The organism is Nonomuraea sp. C10, assembly GCF_008017515.1.
Classification (GTDB): Bacteria; Actinomycetota; Actinomycetes; order Streptosporangiales; family Streptosporangiaceae; genus Nonomuraea; species Nonomuraea ferruginea.
This window is the reverse complement of the sequence record NZ_VPFF01000001.1, coordinates 252,199-269,950: the sequence shown is the minus strand read 5'-3', so window position 1 is coordinate 269,950 and position 17,752 is coordinate 252,199. Positions and strand designations below refer to the sequence as shown.

At 72.0% G+C, this 17,752-nt stretch carries 20 protein-coding genes; 8 read left to right on the top strand and 12 right to left on the bottom strand.

Translation table 11 applies throughout. From position 1 onward, the window contains the following. Window positions 1-35 precede the first annotated feature (35 nt). From FR742_RS01300 to ychF, 4 genes are all read right to left on the bottom strand, one after another. Window positions 36-791 carry a conjugal transfer protein gene (locus tag FR742_RS01300; RefSeq protein WP_261808299.1) on the bottom strand — a complete coding sequence of 252 codons (756 nt, stop codon included), beginning with the start codon at window positions 789-791 and terminating at the stop codon, window positions 36-38. Between the two features lie 683 nt (window positions 792-1,474). Beyond that, complete coding sequence (locus FR742_RS01295; protein ID WP_148029202.1) at window positions 1,475-1,753, bottom strand: hypothetical protein; 279 nt, start codon at window positions 1,751-1,753, stop codon at window positions 1,475-1,477. Between the two features lie 115 nt (window positions 1,754-1,868). Next, complete coding sequence (locus tag FR742_RS01290; protein ID WP_148029201.1) at window positions 1,869-2,609, bottom strand: bifunctional 2-polyprenyl-6-hydroxyphenol methylase/3-demethylubiquinol 3-O-methyltransferase UbiG; 741 nt, start codon at window positions 2,607-2,609, stop codon at window positions 1,869-1,871. Window positions 2,610-2,652: 43 nt separating this feature from the next. Next, complete coding sequence (gene ychF, locus FR742_RS01285; RefSeq protein ID WP_187280942.1) at window positions 2,653-3,729, bottom strand: redox-regulated ATPase YchF; 1,077 nt, start codon at window positions 3,727-3,729, stop codon at window positions 2,653-2,655. 84 nt (window positions 3,730-3,813) lie between these two features. Between ychF and FR742_RS01280 the strand changes: the two genes are divergently transcribed. Beyond that, window positions 3,814-5,070, top strand: a complete 1,257-nt coding sequence (locus tag FR742_RS01280; protein WP_148029200.1) for a DNA recombination protein RmuC — start codon at window positions 3,814-3,816, stop codon at window positions 5,068-5,070. 14 nt (window positions 5,071-5,084) lie between these two features. After that, window positions 5,085-5,600: a DUF6542 domain-containing protein gene (locus tag FR742_RS01275; protein WP_148029199.1), complete on the top strand. Its 516-nt coding sequence runs from the start codon at window positions 5,085-5,087 to the stop codon at window positions 5,598-5,600. Here FR742_RS01275 and FR742_RS01270 read toward each other — a convergent pair. Next, on the bottom strand, window positions 5,597-6,562 hold the full coding sequence (locus FR742_RS01270) for a 4-hydroxy-3-methylbut-2-enyl diphosphate reductase (protein WP_148029198.1): 966 nt from the start codon (window positions 6,560-6,562) through the stop codon (window positions 5,597-5,599). The two genes, FR742_RS01275 and FR742_RS01270, sit on opposite strands and share 4 nt — an antisense overlap. A gap of 101 nt (window positions 6,563-6,663) precedes the next feature. Here FR742_RS01270 and FR742_RS44230 point away from each other — a divergent pair, with 101 nt between their 5' ends. After that, complete coding sequence (locus tag FR742_RS44230; protein WP_187280941.1) at window positions 6,664-7,575, top strand: hypothetical protein; 912 nt, start codon at window positions 6,664-6,666, stop codon at window positions 7,573-7,575. Further along, window positions 7,572-8,774, top strand: a complete 1,203-nt coding sequence (gene xseA / locus FR742_RS01260) for an exodeoxyribonuclease VII large subunit (RefSeq protein WP_148029197.1) — start codon at window positions 7,572-7,574, stop codon at window positions 8,772-8,774. The genes FR742_RS44230 and xseA overlap by 4 nt, the downstream gene beginning before the upstream one ends. On the opposite strand, the gene FR742_RS01255 is transcribed toward xseA, so the two are convergent. Beyond that, window positions 8,752-9,363, bottom strand: a complete 612-nt coding sequence (locus FR742_RS01255; protein ID WP_219544025.1) for a TetR/AcrR family transcriptional regulator — start codon at window positions 9,361-9,363, stop codon at window positions 8,752-8,754. The genes xseA and FR742_RS01255 overlap by 23 nt on opposite strands. A gap of 95 nt (window positions 9,364-9,458) precedes the next feature. Between FR742_RS01255 and FR742_RS01250 the strand changes: the two genes are divergently transcribed. Further along, window positions 9,459-9,866: a nitroreductase family deazaflavin-dependent oxidoreductase gene (locus FR742_RS01250; RefSeq protein WP_148029195.1), complete on the top strand. Its 408-nt coding sequence runs from the start codon at window positions 9,459-9,461 to the stop codon at window positions 9,864-9,866. Window positions 9,867-10,074: 208 nt separating this feature from the next. On the opposite strand, the gene FR742_RS01245 is transcribed toward FR742_RS01250, so the two are convergent. The 3 genes from FR742_RS01245 to FR742_RS01235 all read right to left on the bottom strand — a co-directional run bounded on the left by FR742_RS01245 (window position 10,075) and on the right by FR742_RS01235 (window position 11,604). Next, entirely contained in the window at window positions 10,075-10,305 is a 231-nt protein-coding gene (locus tag FR742_RS01245; protein WP_148029194.1) for an exodeoxyribonuclease VII small subunit, read from the bottom strand. A 139-nt stretch (window positions 10,306-10,444) separates the two neighbouring features. Next, window positions 10,445-10,981, bottom strand: coding sequence for a DUF4245 domain-containing protein (locus FR742_RS01240; RefSeq protein WP_148029193.1), 537 nt, complete (start codon window positions 10,979-10,981; stop codon window positions 10,445-10,447). 11 nt (window positions 10,982-10,992) lie between these two features. After that, window positions 10,993-11,604 (bottom strand): TetR/AcrR family transcriptional regulator, encoded by a 612-nt coding sequence (locus tag FR742_RS01235; RefSeq protein ID WP_148029192.1) that lies wholly within the window; start codon window positions 11,602-11,604, stop codon window positions 10,993-10,995. Between the two features lie 82 nt (window positions 11,605-11,686). On the opposite strand from FR742_RS01235, the gene glpX reads away from it, so the two are divergent. Then, window positions 11,687-12,721 (top strand): class II fructose-bisphosphatase, encoded by a 1,035-nt coding sequence (gene glpX, locus FR742_RS01230; protein ID WP_148029191.1) that lies wholly within the window; start codon window positions 11,687-11,689, stop codon window positions 12,719-12,721. Here glpX and FR742_RS01225 read toward each other — a convergent pair whose 3' ends face one another. Continuing rightward, window positions 12,722-13,366 carry a DUF1707 domain-containing protein gene (locus FR742_RS01225; RefSeq protein ID WP_187280940.1) on the bottom strand — a complete coding sequence of 215 codons (645 nt, stop codon included), beginning with the start codon at window positions 13,364-13,366 and terminating at the stop codon, window positions 12,722-12,724. A gap of 97 nt (window positions 13,367-13,463) precedes the next feature. Here FR742_RS01225 and FR742_RS01220 point away from each other — a divergent pair, with 97 nt between their 5' ends. Together FR742_RS01220 and FR742_RS01215 are read left to right on the top strand one after the other, a co-directional pair. After that, entirely contained in the window at window positions 13,464-14,135 is a 672-nt protein-coding gene (locus tag FR742_RS01220; protein WP_187280939.1) for a DUF998 domain-containing protein, read from the top strand. Window positions 14,136-14,212: 77 nt separating this feature from the next. Then, entirely contained in the window at window positions 14,213-15,376 is a 1,164-nt protein-coding gene (locus FR742_RS01215; RefSeq protein WP_148029189.1) for an MFS transporter, read from the top strand. Here the strand turns inward: FR742_RS01215 and FR742_RS01210 are convergent. Together FR742_RS01210 and FR742_RS01205 are read right to left on the bottom strand one after the other, a co-directional pair. Then, window positions 15,365-16,315, bottom strand: a complete 951-nt coding sequence (locus tag FR742_RS01210; RefSeq protein ID WP_148029188.1) for a Gfo/Idh/MocA family oxidoreductase — start codon at window positions 16,313-16,315, stop codon at window positions 15,365-15,367. The genes FR742_RS01215 and FR742_RS01210 overlap by 12 nt on opposite strands. Window positions 16,316-16,351: 36 nt before the next feature. Beyond that, window positions 16,352-17,722, bottom strand: coding sequence for a PLP-dependent aminotransferase family protein (locus tag FR742_RS01205; RefSeq protein WP_148029187.1), 1,371 nt, complete (start codon window positions 17,720-17,722; stop codon window positions 16,352-16,354). Window positions 17,723-17,752 lie beyond the last annotated feature (30 nt).

The window sequence follows — 17,752 nt, the reverse complement described above, 5'->3', positions numbered from 1 at the left end:
TGTCCTCCCGGGGGGTGCCGATCAGCAGGACGCTGTTATCCGACGACACGACCGGCGCCACGGATGTCGTCGACGTACCATTTGTCGCCCTGTTTCTCGACTGTGAGGCGGTATGCCTGCTGGAGGCGGCCGTCCGTCACGCCGGGTTCGGCGGTGACGTCGGGGTCGGTGGACGCGGGCGCGCTGCCGGGCACGACCCAGACCACGACCGCCTCGATCTCTCTTGTGGCACCCCCCACAGGCACCACGACGCTTTTGAGCTCGGCGAAGCTGAAGGCGCCGGCGAAGCTCGGCAGGCTCGTGCCGGCGGTGACGTAACGCTGAAGTTCGGCGGTGTTGCCAGAGGCGTAGTTGCGGAAGAAGCCCTCCAACTGCGGCTTGAGCTCGGCGGTCGCCGCGTCGTCGGTCTCCGGCCCGGCCACCTGGGGCAGCTGGGCGGGGGCGGGCGCGGGCAGGATCGCGGGCCAGCCCGAGACGACGAACCGCCGGCCGTCGTCGCCACCCGAGTAGTAGACCGGCACCGACAGGTGGAGCCTGCGCGGGCCGGACTGGAAGGCCACCGTGACGACGGCGTTGGCGTCGTCGGCGACCTCGATGTCGTACGGCTGGATGGCGACGGCGCCCAGCTTGCCGTTGCCGTCCCAGCCGAGTTGCTGGTCCATGCCCTCGGCGACGAAGGCGGCCAGCTTGCTGGACCTGCTCACGGCGTCTTCCGGGCTGAAATTCAGGTAGACGCCGGCGAACTGGGCGGCGAACGCCATGGCCTGGTCGTCGGGAAAACCGCTGCCCACTTGCGCAGACTCATTCGGAGCGGCGGCGTTTTGCCCGGTAAACCGCTCGAATGGGGCACGGATCCCATTTACCACGATTACTACGATAAGCGCCCACAGGACTATGCGGCCCGTCCAGACGAGCCACCGCCCGCCGCCACCCGACCAACCGCCGCGCCGCGGCCTGCGCGGCGGCGGCGCGTCGTATCCGGTGTCGGGGTGTGCTGAAAGCTCGGGCCCGCCAGTGGTCCGAGGACCGTGCTGGACGGTTGACCTACGAGCCATCACGCCTCCGCTCGCGCCAATCGCCCCGGCTGGCGCGGTGTCGTCCGTTGCCGATCCCCATCATCCGCGGTGAAGCAGTCACCTTATCCGGTCTCCGCCATTGTTCCAGGAAAGCCACGCCCATGCTGCAAGCATCGCCGTCCAGGGGCAAACCGAGTCCGCATAGGACGCACCCGGCGCGCCGATTTGTGTGTGTTCCCTGCCGAAAGGGCATTCGACCAGGCCAGAGACCTAAGAACGCATAACCCGACCGCCACGAATACCTGTCCTCATGGCGGAGCAATGGCTTTGACCTGCGATTTTCTCAGGCTCCGATACCCGCTCGGTCTGCCATCGGGGCACGGCCGGCGGAGATCCGGCTGTGAGGCGACGCGGGACGCCGGGGCTCCCACCCCCGGACTGCCCGGCCGCGGGGGGCGTCAGGCCGGTTCGCCGGGGCGATGGTCGCGGAGCCCGGCCGGGTGAACGGCGCGCTCCAGCGAGCCGCGCAGCTCCGCCAGCACGCTCGTGGCGGCGTCGCGGCCGCGCAGCCGGGCCACCACCTCTTCTCGCTCGCCCGCCTTCATGCGGAGGTAGTCGTCGCGGTCGACGCGCAGGCCGTACATCAGCTCGACCCGCAGGAGCGCGAGCTCCTCCTCCAGGCTGATGCCGGTGAGTCTGGGCGCCGGACGCCGGTTCCTGATGATGCGACGGAGCATAGGCCCTCCCGAGTCAGCGTGGCCGCCGTGACCGTTCGACGCGCGGGAGGCCCAAGTGGTTGACGCGGAAGAGATCCCGCAATCAGATGTTTAGCTTCCGGGTAATTGTGACAGATCACACATCAGCGGCACGGGCCACGAACACGAACTCGCGACCCGGCCGATCCGGAGCGTCCCTGACGTCCTCGACGCGGAAGCCGGCCTCCCGCAGCGAGCGCCCGACCTCCTCCCTCTCCCGGAAGCGCAGCGTCGAGTCCGAGGTGAGCACCGCGCCGTCGGCCGCGAACACGTACGTCTGGCGGAAGGTCACCAGCGGACCCGAGACGTCCAGGACGTCGCTCCACGACTCGACCGGGCCCACCTCCGGGATCTCGGTGACGGCGTGCGTGCGGGCCGGGTTCCACTCCTCCCAGGCGCGGCGGGCGGGGTCGCGGGTCTCGAAGGCGAGCACGCCGCCCGGCCGCAGCGCCGCGCGCACGCCGCGCAGGGTGGCGAGCCAGTCGTCGTCGGTGAGGAAGACCTGGGCCACGTTGCCCGTCATGGTGGCGAGGTCGGCCCGGATCGGCGGCAGCGGCGGCAGCACGGTGGCGTCGCCGAGGATCCAGCGCACCCGGCCGGCGCCCGGCTTGGCGCGGGCGACCGCCAGCGACGCCTCGGCGGGGTCCACGCCGACCACCTCGACGCCGCGCGCCGCGAGCAGGCAGGCGAACACGCCGGTGCCGCAGCCCACGTCGAGCACCCGCCGCGCGCCGAACTCCGTCACCATCGCGGCGTACGCGACGAGATCGCTCCGGTCGGCGTCGAGCGCGTCGTAGATCCGGGCGAGCCGAGGCTCGGCGTAGTGCGGATCAGGCATGAAATGACGCTATCGACCCGTACAACCGGTTTTCGGAGACCGGCTATACGTTGAAGCGGAACTCCACCACGTCGCCGTCCTGCATGACGTAGTCCTTGCCTTCGACGCGGGCCTTGCCGGCCGCGCGGGCGGCCGCGATCGAGCCGACCTCCACGAGGTCGTCGAACGAGACCACCTCGGCCTTGATGAAGCCGCGCTGGAAGTCGGTGTGGATGACCCCGGCCGCCTCCGGCGCGGTGGCGCCCTTGGGGATGGTCCAGGCGCGCGACTCCTTGGGCCCGGCCGTCAGGTAGGTCTGCAGGCCGAGGGTCTCGAAGCCGACCCGGGCGAGCTTGCTCAGCCCGGACTCGTGCTGGCCGACGGACTCCAGCAGCTCCATGGCCTCCTCCTCGTCGAGCTCGGCCAGCTCGGACTCCAGCTTGGCGTCGAGGAACACCGCCTCGGCGGGCGCGACCAGGGCCGACATCTGGGCCTTCAGCGCGTCGTCGACCAGCTCGTCGGAGTCGACGTTGAACACGTAGAGGAACGGCTTGGCCGTCAGCAGGTGGAGCTCGCGCAGGTCGGGGCCGCCGAGCCCGCTCTCGAAGATGGTCTTGCCGGTCTCCAGGACGGCGAGCGCGGCCTGGGCCGCCTCCAGCGCGGGCTTCTTGTCCTTGTTGTGGCGAGACTCCTTCTCCAGGCGCGGGATGGCCTTCTCGACCGTCTGCAGGTCGGCCATGATCAACTCGGTGTTGATCGTCTCGATGTCGCGCTTGGGGGAGATGTCGCCGTCGACGTGGGTGACGTCGGGGTCGTCGAAGACCCGGATCACCTGGCAGATGGCGTCGGTGTCGCGGATGTTGGCGAGGAACTGGTTGCCCCTCCCCTGCCCCTCCGACGCGCCCTTGACCAGGCCCGCGATGTCGACGAACTCCACCTTGGCGGGCAGGATGCGGGCGGAGCCGAAGATCTCGGCCAGCTTGGGCAGGCGCTCGTCCGGCACGCCCACGATGCCCACGTTGGGCTCGATGGTGGCGAACGGGTAGTTGGCGGCGAGGGCGTTGCCGGTCTTGGTCAGCGCGTTGAACAGCGTGGACTTACCGACGTTGGGCAGGCCGACGATGCCGATGGAGAGGCTCACGCCCAGCGAGTTTACTTGCTCCCCGAAGGCGGCCAGGCGTGTCGGGGGCCGATGCGGACGGGACGGGCTGCAATCATCGATCAGATGGATGTCGTCTCGCTTCTCCTCGGCCTGCTCATCGGCGCCGCCGTCGGGTTCCTCGTGGCCAGGACGAGGGCGGCGGTGCGGGTGGCCGAGGCCGACGCGCGCGCCAAGTCCGCCGGCGAGAAGCTCGTCTACGTCGAGGAGCAGCTCGCCGAGCGCTTCCAGGCCCTGTCCACCCGCGCGCTCGACGTCAACAACGTGCGCTTCCTGGAGCTGGCCGAGACCCGTCTCGCCGCCACCAGGGCGGAGGCGGCGGGCGATCTGGAGCAGCGCAGGCAGGCCGTCGAGCATCTGGTCGAGCCGCTGCGCGACGCGCTGGCGCGGGTCGAGACGCAGTTGCGCGACACCGAGTCCGGCCAGCGCGCGGCCCGGGCGGAGCTGGCCAAGGAGATGGAGTTCGTCCGCCACAGCCACGAGCAGCTCCGCTCCCAGACCATGGCGCTGGTGCGGGCGCTGCAGCGACCGGAGGCGCGCGGCCGATGGGGCGAGATGCAGCTGCGCCGGGTCGCCGAGATCGCCGGCATGCAGCGCCACTGCGACTTCGACGAGCAGGTCGCCGAGGGCCCGGTACGTCCCGACATGGTGGTCCGGCTGGCAGGCGGCAAGAACATCGTGGTAGACGCCAAGGTGTCGCTGGCCGCCTACCTGGAGGCCGCGGAGGCGGGCGACGAGTCGCTGGCCACGGTCCGGCTCGACGCGCACGCCCGGCACGTGCGCGAGCACGTCGACCGGCTGGCCGCCAAGTCCTACTGGCAGGCGTTCGCTCCCACGCCGGAGTTCGTGGTGCTGTTCATCCCCGGCGAGGCGTTCCTGGCGCCCGCGCTGGAGCGCGACCCCGCCCTGCTGGATTACGCGATGGCCCGCCGGGTGCACATCGCCACCCCGACCACGCTGATCACGATGCTCCGCACCGCTCACTACGCCTGGCAGCAGGCCGCGCTGAGCGAGAACGCGCGCGCGGTGTTCGAGCTGGGCAAGGAGCTGTACGAAAGACTGTCCTCGATGGGCCGGAACGTGGAGTCGCTCGGCAGGTCGCTGGCCCGTACCGTGGAGATGTACAACAAGACCGTCGGGTCGCTGGAGAGCCGGGTCCTGGTCACGGCACGCAAACTGCACGATCTGGGCGTCGTCGACGGCGAGCTCGACTCCCCCGAGATGGTCGAGGGCGTGCCGCGACCCCTGGCATCCCCCGAACTGCTCGAAACCACGTCTCTCATCACACACACGAACGGTAAGTTGGCCAACGGGTCGCAATAAGGGGGGTGGGGCCGGTGACCGGCACAGGCAAGCGTTCCGCCGTCAGGCTGACCGCCCGCGGCGCCATCGCGCTCACGCTCGTCTCCACGCTCGGCGGTTACGTGCTGGCCGCCCTGCTCGACATGCAGCTGCTGGTCGGCCTGGCGTTCGTGGCCGCGTGCGTGCTCGGCGTGGTGCTGGTCAACCCGCGCGAGCTGCTGTCGCTGGTGGTGACGCCGCCGCTGGTGTTCTTCGTCGCGACCCTCTTCGTCGAGCTGGGACGGGCGCTCGTCTCCGTGGGCATCCTGCAGTCGCTCGCGCTCGGCCTCTACGGCTCGCTGTCGCGCGGCGCGCCCTGGCTGTTCGCCGGCTCGGCGATCGTGCTCGGCGTGGCGTGGGCGCGCGGGCTGCGCGACAACGTGCGGGAGCTCCGCGACGAGCTCCGGGCGGGCGCGGAGGTGCCGCGCCCGCGCCAGCCGCAGCCGTACGTGCCGGAGCCCGAAGGTTACTTCGAGCCCCGGGTCTACGGCACGCCCAGGGGCGAGGACTAGGAGACGCGCAGATCCTTGCGCAGCTCGTGGGGCAGCGCGAAGCGCACCTTCTCCTGCACCGACTCGACCTCGGTCACGTCGTCGAAGCCGTGGCCCGCCAGCCGCGCCAGCACCTCCTCCACCAGCTCCTCGGGCACCGACGCCCCACTGGTGACGCCGACCGTGGTGACGCCGTCGAGCCACTCGTCATGGATGAACGTGGCGTTGTCGACGAGGTAGGCGGCCGCGGCGCCGTGTTCCTTGGCCACCTCGACCAGGCGCTTGGAGTTGGAGGAGTTGTCGGAGCCGACCACGATCACCAGCTCGGACTCCGCGGCGATCTCCTTGACCGCGACCTGCCGGTTCTGGGTGGCGTAGCAGATGTCGTCGCTGGGCGGGTCGATCAGGGCCGGGAAGCGCTGCTTGAGCCGGGCGACGGTCTCGTTGGTCTCGTCGACCGACAGCGTGGTCTGCGACAGCCACACCAGCTTGCCGGGGTCGCGCACCTCGACCTGGTCGACCGCGTCGAGGCCGTCGACGAGCTTGATGTGGTCGGGCGCCTCGCCGCTGGTGCCCTCGACCTCCTCGTGCCCTTCGTGACCGATGAGCAGGATGTCATAGTCCTGACCGGCGAATCTCTTGGCTTCGTTGTGGACCTTCGTGACCAGCGGGCAGGTGGCGTCGATGGTGCGCAACGCGCGCTGCTCGGCCTCGGCGTGCACGGCGGGAGAGACGCCGTGGGCGGAGAACACCACGATCTCCCCCTCGGGCACTTCCTCGGTCTCCTCGACGAAGATCGCGCCCTTGGCTTCGAGCGTCTTGACCACGTGGGTGTTGTGGACGATCTGCTTACGCACGTAGATGGGCGCGCCGTACTGCTCCAGCGCCTTCTCGACCGCCACGACGGCACGATCGACTCCGGCGCAGTAACCGCGCGGCCTGGCCACGAGCACGCGGCGGGAAGTAGGGGTGTGGAGCTCCATAGTCCATATGCTACGTGGAGCGGCCGACCGGCCCGCGCGTGCGCGTGTGCCCGCGTTTTGCCAGACTGGCCGTTCCACACTGACCTCCCAGGGAGACGTACATGTCCCTCAGCGACGTGATACGCAACATCGCCAAGACCGTAACCGACAAGGACAGGCTCAAGGAGAAGGCCCGCGAGCTGCCGCTCTTCGTCGTCCAGACCACGCTCAGCGCCGCCGGTCAGACGCTCATGCTGGTCGACCGGGTGAAGAACTCGCTCAGGGGCGGCAAGGACGAGGAGAAGAAGGACGACCTCGAATCCCGTCCCGCGACGGCCGAGAAGCCGGCCGCCGCCGAGGAGGAGGCGAAGCCGGCCCGCAAGGAGCCGGTCATCTTCGCCCCCAGGCCGGAGGCGGCCGAGCCCAACGGCACTGCCAAGACCAAGCCGGACCCTGTCATCTTCAGCCCGGCCGCCAAGACGGACACCAAGCCGGAGGCCGAGACCAAGCCCGAGCCGGAGACCAAGCCGAAGCCCGAGCCCGAGGCCAAGCTCAAGACCGAGACCAAGCCCGAAGCCAAGACCGAGGCGAAGACCGAGGCGCGGCCCAAGCCGGAGGACAAGCCCGCCGCCGCGCCGGAGCCCGCTTCCGAGCCGACGCTCGCCCATGAGCCGGCCGTCGCCCAGCCGGTGACCGTCACCGAGCCGGAGCCCGAGCAGGCCGAGGAGAAGCCGAAGGCCAAGAAGGCCAAGGCCGCGCCCGCCAAGGCGCCGGAGACCGCGAAGCTGGCCGAGGCCGCCGAGACCGTCCCCGCCGCCGTCGCCGAGCACGAGCCGGCCCTGGGCGCGGGCGAGCTGACCGAGCCGCTGCCCGGCTTCGCCTCGCTGTCGGTGGCGTCGCTGCGCGCCCGCATGCGCGGCAAGACCGGCGAGCAGATCGCCGAGTACCTCGCGTACGAGCAGGCCACCTCGGGTCGGCCCGAGGTGATCCGCATGTACGAGAACCGCCTGGCCAAGCTGCGCGCGGGCGAATGACGTCCAAGACCACGCCCGAGGCGCCGTTGCCGGTCCGCACGGTCCTGCAGATGGTGGGCGGCTGGATCGGCAAGCTGGGCACGGTCTGGGTCGAGGGTCAGATCACCGATCTGAGCGCGCGCGGCGGCACGGTCTTCCTGACGCTGCGCGACCCGGTGGCCAACGTGTCCGCCCGGGTCACGGCCCCGCGAGGGGTGTACGAGGCCGCCATGCCCAGGCCCGCCGACGGCGCCAGGGTCGTGGTCCACGTCAAGCCGGACTTCTGGGTCAACCGCGGCTCGTTCGCCTTCACCGCGCTGGAGATCCGCCCGGTCGGCGTGGGCGAGCTGCTGGCCCGCCTGGAGCGGCTGCGCCAGTTGCTGGCGGCCGAGGGGCTGTTCGGCGCGGAGCGCAAGCGGCGGCTGCCCTTCCTGCCCGGCACGGTCGGGCTGATCTGCGGCCGGGACTCGGCGGCCGAGCGCGACGTGCTGGAGAACGCGCGGCGCCGCTGGCCCGCCGTGCGGTTCAAGGTGGAGGAGGTCGCGGTCCAGGGCCCGTACGCGGTGGGCGAGGTGACCGAGGCGCTGGGCCGGCTCGACGCCGACTCCGGCGTAGACGTGATCGTCATCGCCAGGGGCGGCGGGTCGCTGGAGGACCTGCTGCCGTTCTCCGACGAGACGCTGGTGCGCGCGGTGGCCGCGTGCCGCACCCCGGTCGTCAGCGCGATCGGCCACGAGCAGGACAGCCCGCTGCTCGACCTGGTGGCCGACGTACGCGCCTCCACCCCCACCGACGCCGCCAAGAAGGTCGTCCCCGACGTGGGCGAGCAGCTCTCGCTGGTGCGCCAGCTGCGCGACCGCGGCCGCAGGGTGGTGAGCGGCTGGCTCGACCGGGAGATGTCCTGGCTGGCGGCCGTGCGCTCGCGTCCCTCGCTCGCCGACCCGGTGCGCGAGCTGGAGCGGCACGCCGAGCAGGCCGACGCGCTGCGCGATCGCGCCAGGCGCGCGCTGTCGGGCTCGCTGGACCGGGCCGGAGACGACCTCGGCCACGTGCGTGCCCGTCTGGTGGCGCTGTCGCCGGCGGCCACGCTGGAGCGCGGCTATGCGATCGTGCAGCGCCCGACGGGCGAGGTCGTGCGCCGGGCCGGGGAGGTCGCGCCGGGCGACGAGCTCACCGTACGGCTGCCCGACGACCGCCTCACGGTGCGGGCCGAGCCGTGACCGCTGCGGCGATGGAGGCGACCCCCGCCTTGATCTCCTCGACCGTCAGGCCGCGCTCGTCGCGCTGGTAGGAGATCAGGTGGGCGTTGAGCGGGGCCAGCAGGGCGTCGGCCAGGAAGTGCGGGTCGGCGTCGGGCCTGGCCTCGGCCAGCAGCGTGGCCAGGTGGGTATGGTGGACCCGATAGGGCCCGCCGAACCTGGACTTGGGTGAGCCCAACTCCACCAGCAGAAACAGATCGAGCTGCGACACGACGCGGTCCACGAGACCGGCGAGGAAGGCCCCGACCCGCTCGGCCGGCGCCGCTCCCGGCCCCAGCGGCGGCGGGCCGCTCATGAACGCCTCCTGGAAGCGGCGCTCCCGCTCGTCGATGAGCGCCCACACCAGCCCGGCCCGGTCGCCGAAGCGCCGGTAGACCGTGCCGACGCCGACGCAGGCCTCTTTGGCGACCTCGTCCAGGGAGAGCTGGTCGGCGCCCCGGCTCTCGATCATGCGGGCCGCGACATCGATGATCTTCTGCCGGTTGCGCGCCGCGTCGGCGCGCTCCGGCTGGGGCTGCCCCACCACCGGCAGCTGGCGACGTCCGCACACGGATCCGAGCATACGCGCGTTGCAACCGGAGGAATCTCCGGTTAGGCTCCGCGGTTGACACAATACGGAGAGCTCTCCGCTTGACAGGAGGAACCATGAGCGACTTCAACCAGCAGGTCATCGAGGAGTTCCGGGCGAACGGCGGAAAGGTGGGCGGCTACTTCGAGGGCGCCGACCTGCTCCTGCTGACCACCACGGGTGCCAGGTCGGGCAGGCAGGTGACCAGCCCGGTGATGTACCTGGAGGACGGCGGCCGGCTCGTCGTGATCGCCTCCAAGGCCGGGGCCGACGACAACCCGGCGTGGTTCCACAACCTCCGCGCCAACCCCGAGGTGAAGGTCGAGATCGGCACCGAGGAGTTCCAGGCCGAGGCCTCCGTCGTGGACCGCCCGGAGCGCGACCGGCTCTACGCCCGCATGGTGGAGAAGGCGCCCGGCTTCGCCGACTACGAGACCAAGACCACCCGCGTCATCCCCGTCATCACCCTCAACCGGCTCAGCTGACCACAGGCCGAACAAAGAAGGGTGCGGGGAGCGAACCACCCCCGTCAGACCGGCTCAGCTGACCGCGGGCCGGTCTGGAAGGTGCGGGGAGCGGGCCAGCCCTGTCAGACCGGCTCGGCTGGGCGGGTCATCCTGCGCGCCCGGCTCAGCTGACCGCGGGCCGGGAAGGGGAGTGCGGCGGGCCGGTCATCCCCGACGGGGCCCGCGTTCAGAAGGGGGTGTCGTCCTGGGTGCCCGGCTCGGCCCGGCGGGCCATGGCGGCGGCCAGCTTGACCCGGGCGCCCTGCAGCCACTCCTCGCAGACGGCGGCCAGCTTCTCGCCGCGCTCCCAGAGCTCGATCGACTGCTCCAGCGTGAGCCCGCCGGCCTCCAGGCGGCGCACCACGTCGGTCAGCTCCTCGCGCGCCTGCTCGTACGAGGGCGTCTTCTCGTCAGCCACGCTCCCCACCCTAATGCCGCGCCAAAGGGAAGGCCCCCGCCTCGGGCGGGGGCCTTCGCACGTGGTTGACAGCAGAACCGGCACCCGTCAAGGCGCGTCCTTCCACGCGGACGCTGATGCTAGCAGCGTCCGGGGCGGGTCAGGTGGCCGATTTGGGACGTTCTCGCAGCGCGGACGCGAGCTGGCCGAGCTCCGGCCAGTCGGCGGTGCCGGTCACGACCAGCGTCACGTCGGGCAGCACGCGGATCAGGGAGCGCTGTTTCTTGTCCTCGCGGAAGCGCCGCTCCCACGTCTCGCCGCCGACCTGCTGGGTGCCGACGGCCTTGTCGGAGTTGGCCATGCGGTTGGCGAACTCCGCCGCGGGCTTCTCGTCGCTCTGGATGAACATCGCGTGCTCGCGCGCGGCCGTGGCGTAGCCGATGTGGAGGACCTGGGCGCCGTTCTCGCCCTCGGCGATCCGGTTGCTGTTGGAGATCCACCCCGCGGGATCCGAGGCGGGCTCCCACACCGTGTACGGGACCGTACGGGAGAAGTTGGCGACCGTGATGGAGTAGTCGCGCTTGGGGATGTGCTCCGCCTGGCCTCTCGGTGTGACCAGCAGGAACAGCCCGACCGCCGCCAGGCAGACGAGCACGGCCACGACGTAGCCGTGGAGACCTTCGGTGAACCGTCGCACAGTTAGCGAGGTTACCCGCGGGCGGGGCCGGTCGCGGACCCGGCGGGTCGGAGCCGGCCGATGATCTCCAGGACGTTCTCTGCCAGCTTCCTGTCGCCCGACTGGACGATCTCGCTGACGGCGCCGGCCAGCGCGCCGGTCAGGACCACCACCAGCGCGTTCTCGTCGTCGTCGAAGAGCGCGGCGTTGCGGCGGGCCCACGTGCGGAGCCGGTCGCGCATGACGACCTCGAAGCCGGGCGGCCCGTCGCCGCGCAGGAACAGCGCGGCCAGCTCGCGCTCGGCCAGGCAGCCGTCGAGATAGGCGCGGGCGGCGCTGACGAAGACCCGCATCGGGTCGGTCTCGCCGGCCTCGCGGGCGGCGCGCGCGGCCTGCTTGGTGCGCTGCGCCTGCCGGGTCTGGAACTCCTCGAACAGCGTGAGGTAGAGGTCGGCCTTGCCGGCGAAGTGGTGGTAGAGGCTGCCGACGCTGGCCTCGGCCTTGGCCACCACGTCGGTCACGCCCGCCTCGGCGAAGCCCTTGGAGACGAAGACGTCTCTGGCGGCGCGCAGCAGCGCGGAGCGCGTGGCCGCACCACGCTCGGATGTGCGGCCTGTCACAGGCGGTTGCGCTTCGCTGCTCATGGTTGGCACATTATCCTCCGCTGACCGGGGATACAGGGACAACTACCATCGGGATAGTCGTCACGAGGAGGCCTCACACATCATGTCGGATCAGACCTCGGTGCCCGAGCCGTTGGCCACGGGCGAGCATGCCCCCGATCGTAACCTCGCTCTGGAGCTCGTCCGCGTTACAGAGGCGGCGGCGATGGCCGCGGCCCGCTGGGTGGGCAGGGGTGACAAGAACGGCGCCGACGGCGCCGCGGTGAACGCCATGCGCCAGTTGATCAACACGGTGTCGATGAACGGTGTGGTGGTCATCGGCGAGGGCGAGAAGGATCATGCCCCGATGCTGTTCAACGGCGAACAGGTGGGTGACGGCAGCGGTCCAGAGTGCGACGTGGCCGTCGACCCGATCGACGGCACCCGGCTGACCGCCCTGGGCATGCCGGACGCGGTCTCGGTGATCGCGGTGAGCGAGCGCGGCTCGATGTACGACCCGTCGGCCGTGTTCTACATGGAGAAGCTGGTGACCGGCCCGGAGGCGGCCGACGTGGTCGACATCGAACGGCCGGTGGGCGACAACATCAGGGCGGTGGCCAGGGCCAAGCACTGCTCGCCCGCCGACGTCACCGTGGTGGTGCTCGACCGGCCCCGGCACGAGCAGCTCGTCAAGGAGATCAGGGAGACCGGGGCGCGGATCAAGTTCATCACCGACGGCGACGTGGCGGGCGCGATCATGGCGGCCCGCGGCGGCTCCGCCATCGACCTGATGCTGGGCATCGGCGGCACGCCGGAGGGCATCGTGGCCGCGTGCGCGCTCAAGTGCCTGGGCGGCGTCATCCAGGGCAAGCTGTGGCCGCGCGACGAGGCGGAGCGCCGCAAGGCGCTGGACGCCGGGCTCGACCTCGGCCAGGTGCTGACCACGAACGACCTGGTCAAGTCCGACGACGTGTTCTTCGCGGCGTCGGGCATCACCCAGGGCGAGCTGATGGACGGCGTACGCTACCGCGGCGGCGTGGCGATGACCCAGTCGCTGGTGATGCGCGGGCGTTCCGGCACGATCCGCAAGATCGAGAGCGAGCACCAGCTGTGGAAGCTGCGCGCCTACAGCGCGATCAACTTCGACACCGCGGGCTGATCAGCGGCGGCGCCTGCGCTTGGGCTGCTTGACCGAGACGTCACCCACGAAGTTGGTGGTGCGCACCTCGACGACGGGCGCGCCCGGCTCCTCGGGCCCCTTGGTGAGCCGTGCGGTCTTGTCCTTGGTGACCCGGATGACCTCGAGCCCTTCCGGCACCTGGATCTCCAGCCCGCCGAAGACCAGGGTGGCGTTGATGACGACGCGGCTGTTCTGCAGGATCGCGTCGCGGAAGTCGAGCTTGGTGGTGCCGAACATGGCGGTGACGTCCAGCTCCGCCGGCACCACCCAGCGCCCGCCCCGCTGCTGCTGGCGGAAGAACGCGGAGACCGGCCTGCCGTCGAGGTTGAGCGGCTGCTCGTCGGCGGGCAGCAGGTCCTCGGTCAGCTTGGCCAGCTCGCCGAGCGTGCGGGCCGAGTAGAGGACGCCGAGCCGCTCCTCCAGCTCCTCCAGCGTGATCCGCCCGTCGGCGTGCGCGTCCTGCAGCACCTGGGCGATGCGCTCGCGGTCGGCGTCGGACGCGCGCAGCTCGGCGGGCTGCGGGAGCTTGTCCTTGGGTGGGCGGCGGGCCGACACCCACTCCTCGGCCAGCCGTTCACCGGCCTCCTGCAGGCGGGGGAGCCAGGATCCGGGGCGTTCGTTCACGCCTAACACGATATCCGGCGAACACGAGCTTTGCCCGATCGGAATCCCCGGCGTCCGCGAGCCGTTGGACCCGGAGAGATCGACATGGGAGGGCGCCGTGCGACGGCCGGCACGCTGGGGACTGGGCGCGGTGGGCGCCGGGGTCGTGGTCGTCCTCGGGCTCGACGTGGCCGCCCTCGGCGAGATCGACCCGCTGCGGCGCACGATCAGCGAGCACGGCCTGACCGAGCTGGGCTGGCTGTTCGGGCTCGGCGTGACGCTGCTGGCCGTGGGGTCGGCGGCCATCGGGGTGTCACTGGCGCGGGCCAGGCTGGCGGGGGCGGTCGGCACCCTCGCGCTGCTGGCGTGGAGCGCCGGGCTGCTGGTGGCGGCCTACTTCCCCAAGCACGACTGGTCGGTGGGGCCGAGCCTGAGCGGCAGCATCCACCGGGCGGGCAGCCTGGTGGCCTTCCTGTGCCTGCCCCTGGCCGCGCTGATCATCGCCAGGCCGTGGCGGCGCGGCGTGCGGCGCCCCGCGTCGCTGGTGGCGTTCGGGCTCGGGGTGTGCTCGCTGCTGTACGTGGCGGGGCTGGGCGTGCTGGTGCTGCTCGGTGCGCAGGACGGGCTGCGGTGGTGGCAGGTCGTGCCGCTCGGCCTGGTGGAGCGCGGGCTGGCGGCCGTGGAGGTGGCTGCGGTGGCGGCGCTCGGCTTCTGGGCGGCGGGGAAGAAGCTGTCGGCGGAGCACGCCGTGGCGGGCGCGGTGGAAAGCCGGCCGAAGAACCTCGCCTGAGTGCTGGTGGAGCGGCGTTCCCAGCGATTAACCTGACCCAGCCTCACGTTTGATTTCCCCCCACTCAGGAGGCCGCCGTGCCGTCTCCGCGTGATCGCCAGGCCCGCTTCGCCACCTTCGCCGTGTACGCGGTGCAGGGCCTGTCCTTCGCCACCCTGCTCACCCAGGTCGCGCACCTCCAGGACAAACACGGGCTGAGCACCGGGGGGCTGACCGCGCTGCTGCTCATCGTGCCGGTGTTCGCGGGGGTGGGCAGCGTGGCGGCGGGCGCGTTCGCCGCCCGTCTGGGCAGCCGGCTCCTGCTGCGCCTGGCCCAGCCCGCGGTCGCGGTGGCCGTCGTGCTCGCCGGCCTGGCTCCCGGCGTGACGCTGCTCGTGCCGGTGCTGCTGCTGTTCGGCGTGGCGGTCGGCGCGGTGGACGCGGGCATGAACATGCAGGGCGTCGCGGTCGAGCGCAGGTACGGCCGGGCGGTGCTGAACGGCTTCCACTGCCTGTGGAGCGTGTTCAGCCTGGCGGGCGCGCTGTGGGTGTCGGCGGTGGGCGACGGGCTGCCCCTGGAGGCGGTCATGGCGATCCCCATGGTGCTCGCCGTCGCGGGGTCGCTCTACGCCGGTCCCCGGCTGTACGCGCCGGACGAGGAGCGGGCCGGCACCGTGGAGCGCGCCGCCGGGACCCGGTTCCCGTGGGGGCCGATCATCCCGCTCTGCCTGGCCATGGGATTCCTGTACGTGGGCGACGCGGCGGTGTCGAACTTCAGCACGGTCTTCATGCAGGACGAGTTGTCCGCCGACGCCCGGGTGATCCCGCTGGCCTACGCCGCCTACCAGGCGACCACGCTGCTGGTGCGGCTGGCCGGGGACGTGGTGGTCAGGAGGTACGGTCCCGCCGCGGTCGTCAGGCTGGGCGGGGCGATCGCCACGCTGGGCTTCCTGGGGATCGTGCTCGCGCCCGGCCAGCCGCTGGCCATCGTGGCGTTCGGGCTGACCGGGGTGGGGCTCTCGGTGGTGGCGCCGCAGTCGTTCTCGGCCGCCGGGCGGCTGGACCCGTCGGGCACCGGGGTGGCGATCGCCCGGGTCAACCTGTTCAACTACGTCGGCTTCATCGTGGGCTCGGCCCTGGTGGGCGGGCTCGCGGACGCGGCCGGCATGCGCGTGGGCTTCGCCGCGCCGCTGGTGCTGGCCGCCGCGATCGTGGTCCTGGCCAGGGGGTTCGAGCCGAAGGCGGTCACCTCACCGCGGTGAGCTCGGCCTGACCTCGGCCACCTCGACCGGCCTGCGCTCGCGCCGGGACAGCTCGGCCGCCTCCGCCACGAAGAGCGCCGCCAGCGCGTCCTCGACCGTGCACAGGCCGTCCGCGCCGCGCAGGAACCCGTCGAGCTCGGCCCGGTAGGCGTCGGCGAACCGGGCGACGAAGTCGGGCCACGGCTCACCCTCCGGCGTCAGCCCCTCGGTCGAGGTGAGCGGGGCGCGCGGGCTCAGGCCGACGGCCCTCGTGCCCCTGGTGCCGGCCAGTTCCATGCGGACGTCGTACCCCGCGCCGTTGTAACGCGAGCCCTGGACGGTGGCGAGCGTGCCGTCGTCCAGGGTGAGGAGCGCGGCGCTGGTGTCGACGTCACCCGCCTCGGCGAAGAAGGCGGCCCCCCGGTTCGCCCCCGTCGCGTACACCGAGACGACCTCGCGGCCGGTCACCCAGCGCAGGATGTCGAAGTCGTGGATGTGGCAGTCGCGGTAGATGCCGCCGGACAGCGGGATGTACCCGGCGGGCGGCGGCGCGGGGTCCGCGGTGATCAGGTGCACCCGGTGCAGGTCGCCGAGCTCGCCCCGGCGCAGCGCGGCCGCCGCGGCCGCGTACCCGGCGTCGAACCGGCGCTGGAACCCGATCACCACCCGGTTGCCCCCGGCTGCCTCCAGCACCTCCAGCGTGCCCTTGACGTCGCCGGCCACCGGCTTCTCGCAGAAGGCCGGGACGCCCCGGCGGCACGCCTCCAGCAGCAGCTCGGCGTGGGTGCTCGTGGGGGTGGCGATGACCACCGCGTCGGCCTCGAAGGGGTCTCCGGGCCTGCCGTGCGGCGACGTCCGTACGGGGTCGGCCACGATCAGGTCGTCGACCAGCGGGTGCGCGGCCAGCGTCGCGGCGTGGAACGCGCCGATCCGTCCCAGCCCCAGCAAACCCACGCGCATGGCACCTCCCGTTGGGATCGGCCTTCTTTGTAACCCTCAGATCTCTATTTGTCCAGACATAAGGACTTTAAGCCCTTGTATCGTCTCCGCAGCGCGGCGCGCGGGCAACCGGGCGAACCCGGCCACCACCGCCGGCGGGCCGGCGCCGAAGCGCATCCCACCGACCGGCTCGGCGACCAGGCCCAGCTTCCGGGCCGCGGCGGCCATCCGGTCCTCGTCCCAGCCCTGCGGCAGCTCCAGGTAGACGTGCAGGCCCGCCTCGATGCCCAGGACCCGGACCTCGGGCAGCTCGCGGGCCAGCGACTCGACCAGGGCGTCCCGGCGGCGGCGGTACTCCCTGCGCATCCGCCGCAGGTGCCTGTCGTAGCCGCCGGTGCGCAGGAAGTGGGCCAGCGCGTACTGCTCGATCACCGGGGAGCCCAGGTCCAGCTCGCCCCGGGCGCGGCGGACCGCCTCGGCCAGGCGGGCCGGGGCGACGACCCAGCCCAGCCGCAGGCCGGGCGCCAGCGCCTTGCTCACGCTGCCGGACAGGATCACCCGGTCGGGCGCGAGCCCTTGGAGGCAGCCGACCGGATCGCGGTCGAAGCGGAACTCGGCGTCGTAGTCGTCCTCCAGGATGACCCGGTCGCCGTCGCGGGCCCACTCCATGAGCGCGGCCCGGCGCGCGGGCGAGAGCACCACGCCCGTGGGGAACTGGTGCGCCGGCGTGACCAGCGCCGCGTCCGCGCGGTCCCGCAGCGCCGTCACATCCAGCCCCTCACTGTCGACCGGGACCGGCACCGGGTCCGCGCCCGCGCGGCGCAGCAGCGGGAGCTGGCGGTGGCTGCCCGGGTCCTCCACCGCGAGCCGGAGCCGGCCGGCCCCCGCGAGGACGCGCAGGATCAGGCTCAGCCCCTGGGCCACGCCGCCGACCACGACCAGGTTGTCCGGGCGCACGTCGGCGGCCCGCACCCGCCTCAGATAGCCGGCCAGCTCCTCGCGCAGCTCGGGGACGCCGCCGGGGTCGCCGTAGTCGAGCGCGTCGCCGGGCATGGTGGCGAGGACGTGGCGGATCGCGGCCAGCCAGCGTTCCCTCGGGAAGAAGCCGAGGTCAGGCGAGGTCGGGCGGTGCCCGTAGTAGGGGGCGCCCTCCTGGACCGGCGAGGGCTCGGCGCGGTGCGCGGCGGTCGCGGCGACCTGGGTGCCGGCGCCGACGCGGGAGACGAGGAACCCCTCGGCGACGAGCTGCTCGTACGCCTCGACCACGACGCCGCGGGAGACGCTCAGGTCGGCGGCGAGGTCGCGGGTGGCGGGCAGGCGGGTGCCGGGGGCGAGGCGGCCGTGACGGACGGAGTCGCGCAGATGGGAGGCGATCTGCCCGGCGATCCCCCCTTTTTCCCGATTTATCGGCACATGGAGGTCGGCCACATTGGCCCTCTGTCGCAGCACTGGATTGGA

What these genes read in the sequence shown, in the direction of transcription:
- xseA (WP_148029197.1), top strand. Translation starts at nt 7,572, where the DNA reads ATGACGTCCAAGACCACGCCCGAGGCGCCGTTGCCGGTCCGCACGGTC.
- FR742_RS44230 (WP_187280941.1), top strand. Translation starts at nt 6,664, where the DNA reads ATGTCCCTCAGCGACGTGATACGCAACATCGCCAAGACCGTAACCGAC.
- FR742_RS01210 (WP_148029188.1), bottom strand. Translation starts at nt 16,315, where the DNA reads ATGCGCGTGGGTTTGCTGGGGCTGGGACGGATCGGCGCGTTCCACGCC.
- FR742_RS01295 (WP_148029202.1), bottom strand. Translation starts at nt 1,753, where the DNA reads ATGCTCCGTCGCATCATCAGGAACCGGCGTCCGGCGCCCAGACTCACC.
- FR742_RS01235 (WP_148029192.1), bottom strand. Translation starts at nt 11,604, where the DNA reads ATGAGCAGCGAAGCGCAACCGCCTGTGACAGGCCGCACATCCGAGCGT.
- FR742_RS01270 (WP_148029198.1), bottom strand. Translation starts at nt 6,562, where the DNA reads ATGGAGCTCCACACCCCTACTTCCCGCCGCGTGCTCGTGGCCAGGCCG.
- FR742_RS01290 (WP_148029201.1), bottom strand. Translation starts at nt 2,609, where the DNA reads ATGCCTGATCCGCACTACGCCGAGCCTCGGCTCGCCCGGATCTACGAC.
- FR742_RS01280 (WP_148029200.1), top strand. Translation starts at nt 3,814, where the DNA reads ATGGATGTCGTCTCGCTTCTCCTCGGCCTGCTCATCGGCGCCGCCGTC.
- FR742_RS01250 (WP_148029195.1), top strand. Translation starts at nt 9,459, where the DNA reads ATGAGCGACTTCAACCAGCAGGTCATCGAGGAGTTCCGGGCGAACGGC.
- glpX (WP_148029191.1), top strand. Translation starts at nt 11,687, where the DNA reads ATGTCGGATCAGACCTCGGTGCCCGAGCCGTTGGCCACGGGCGAGCAT.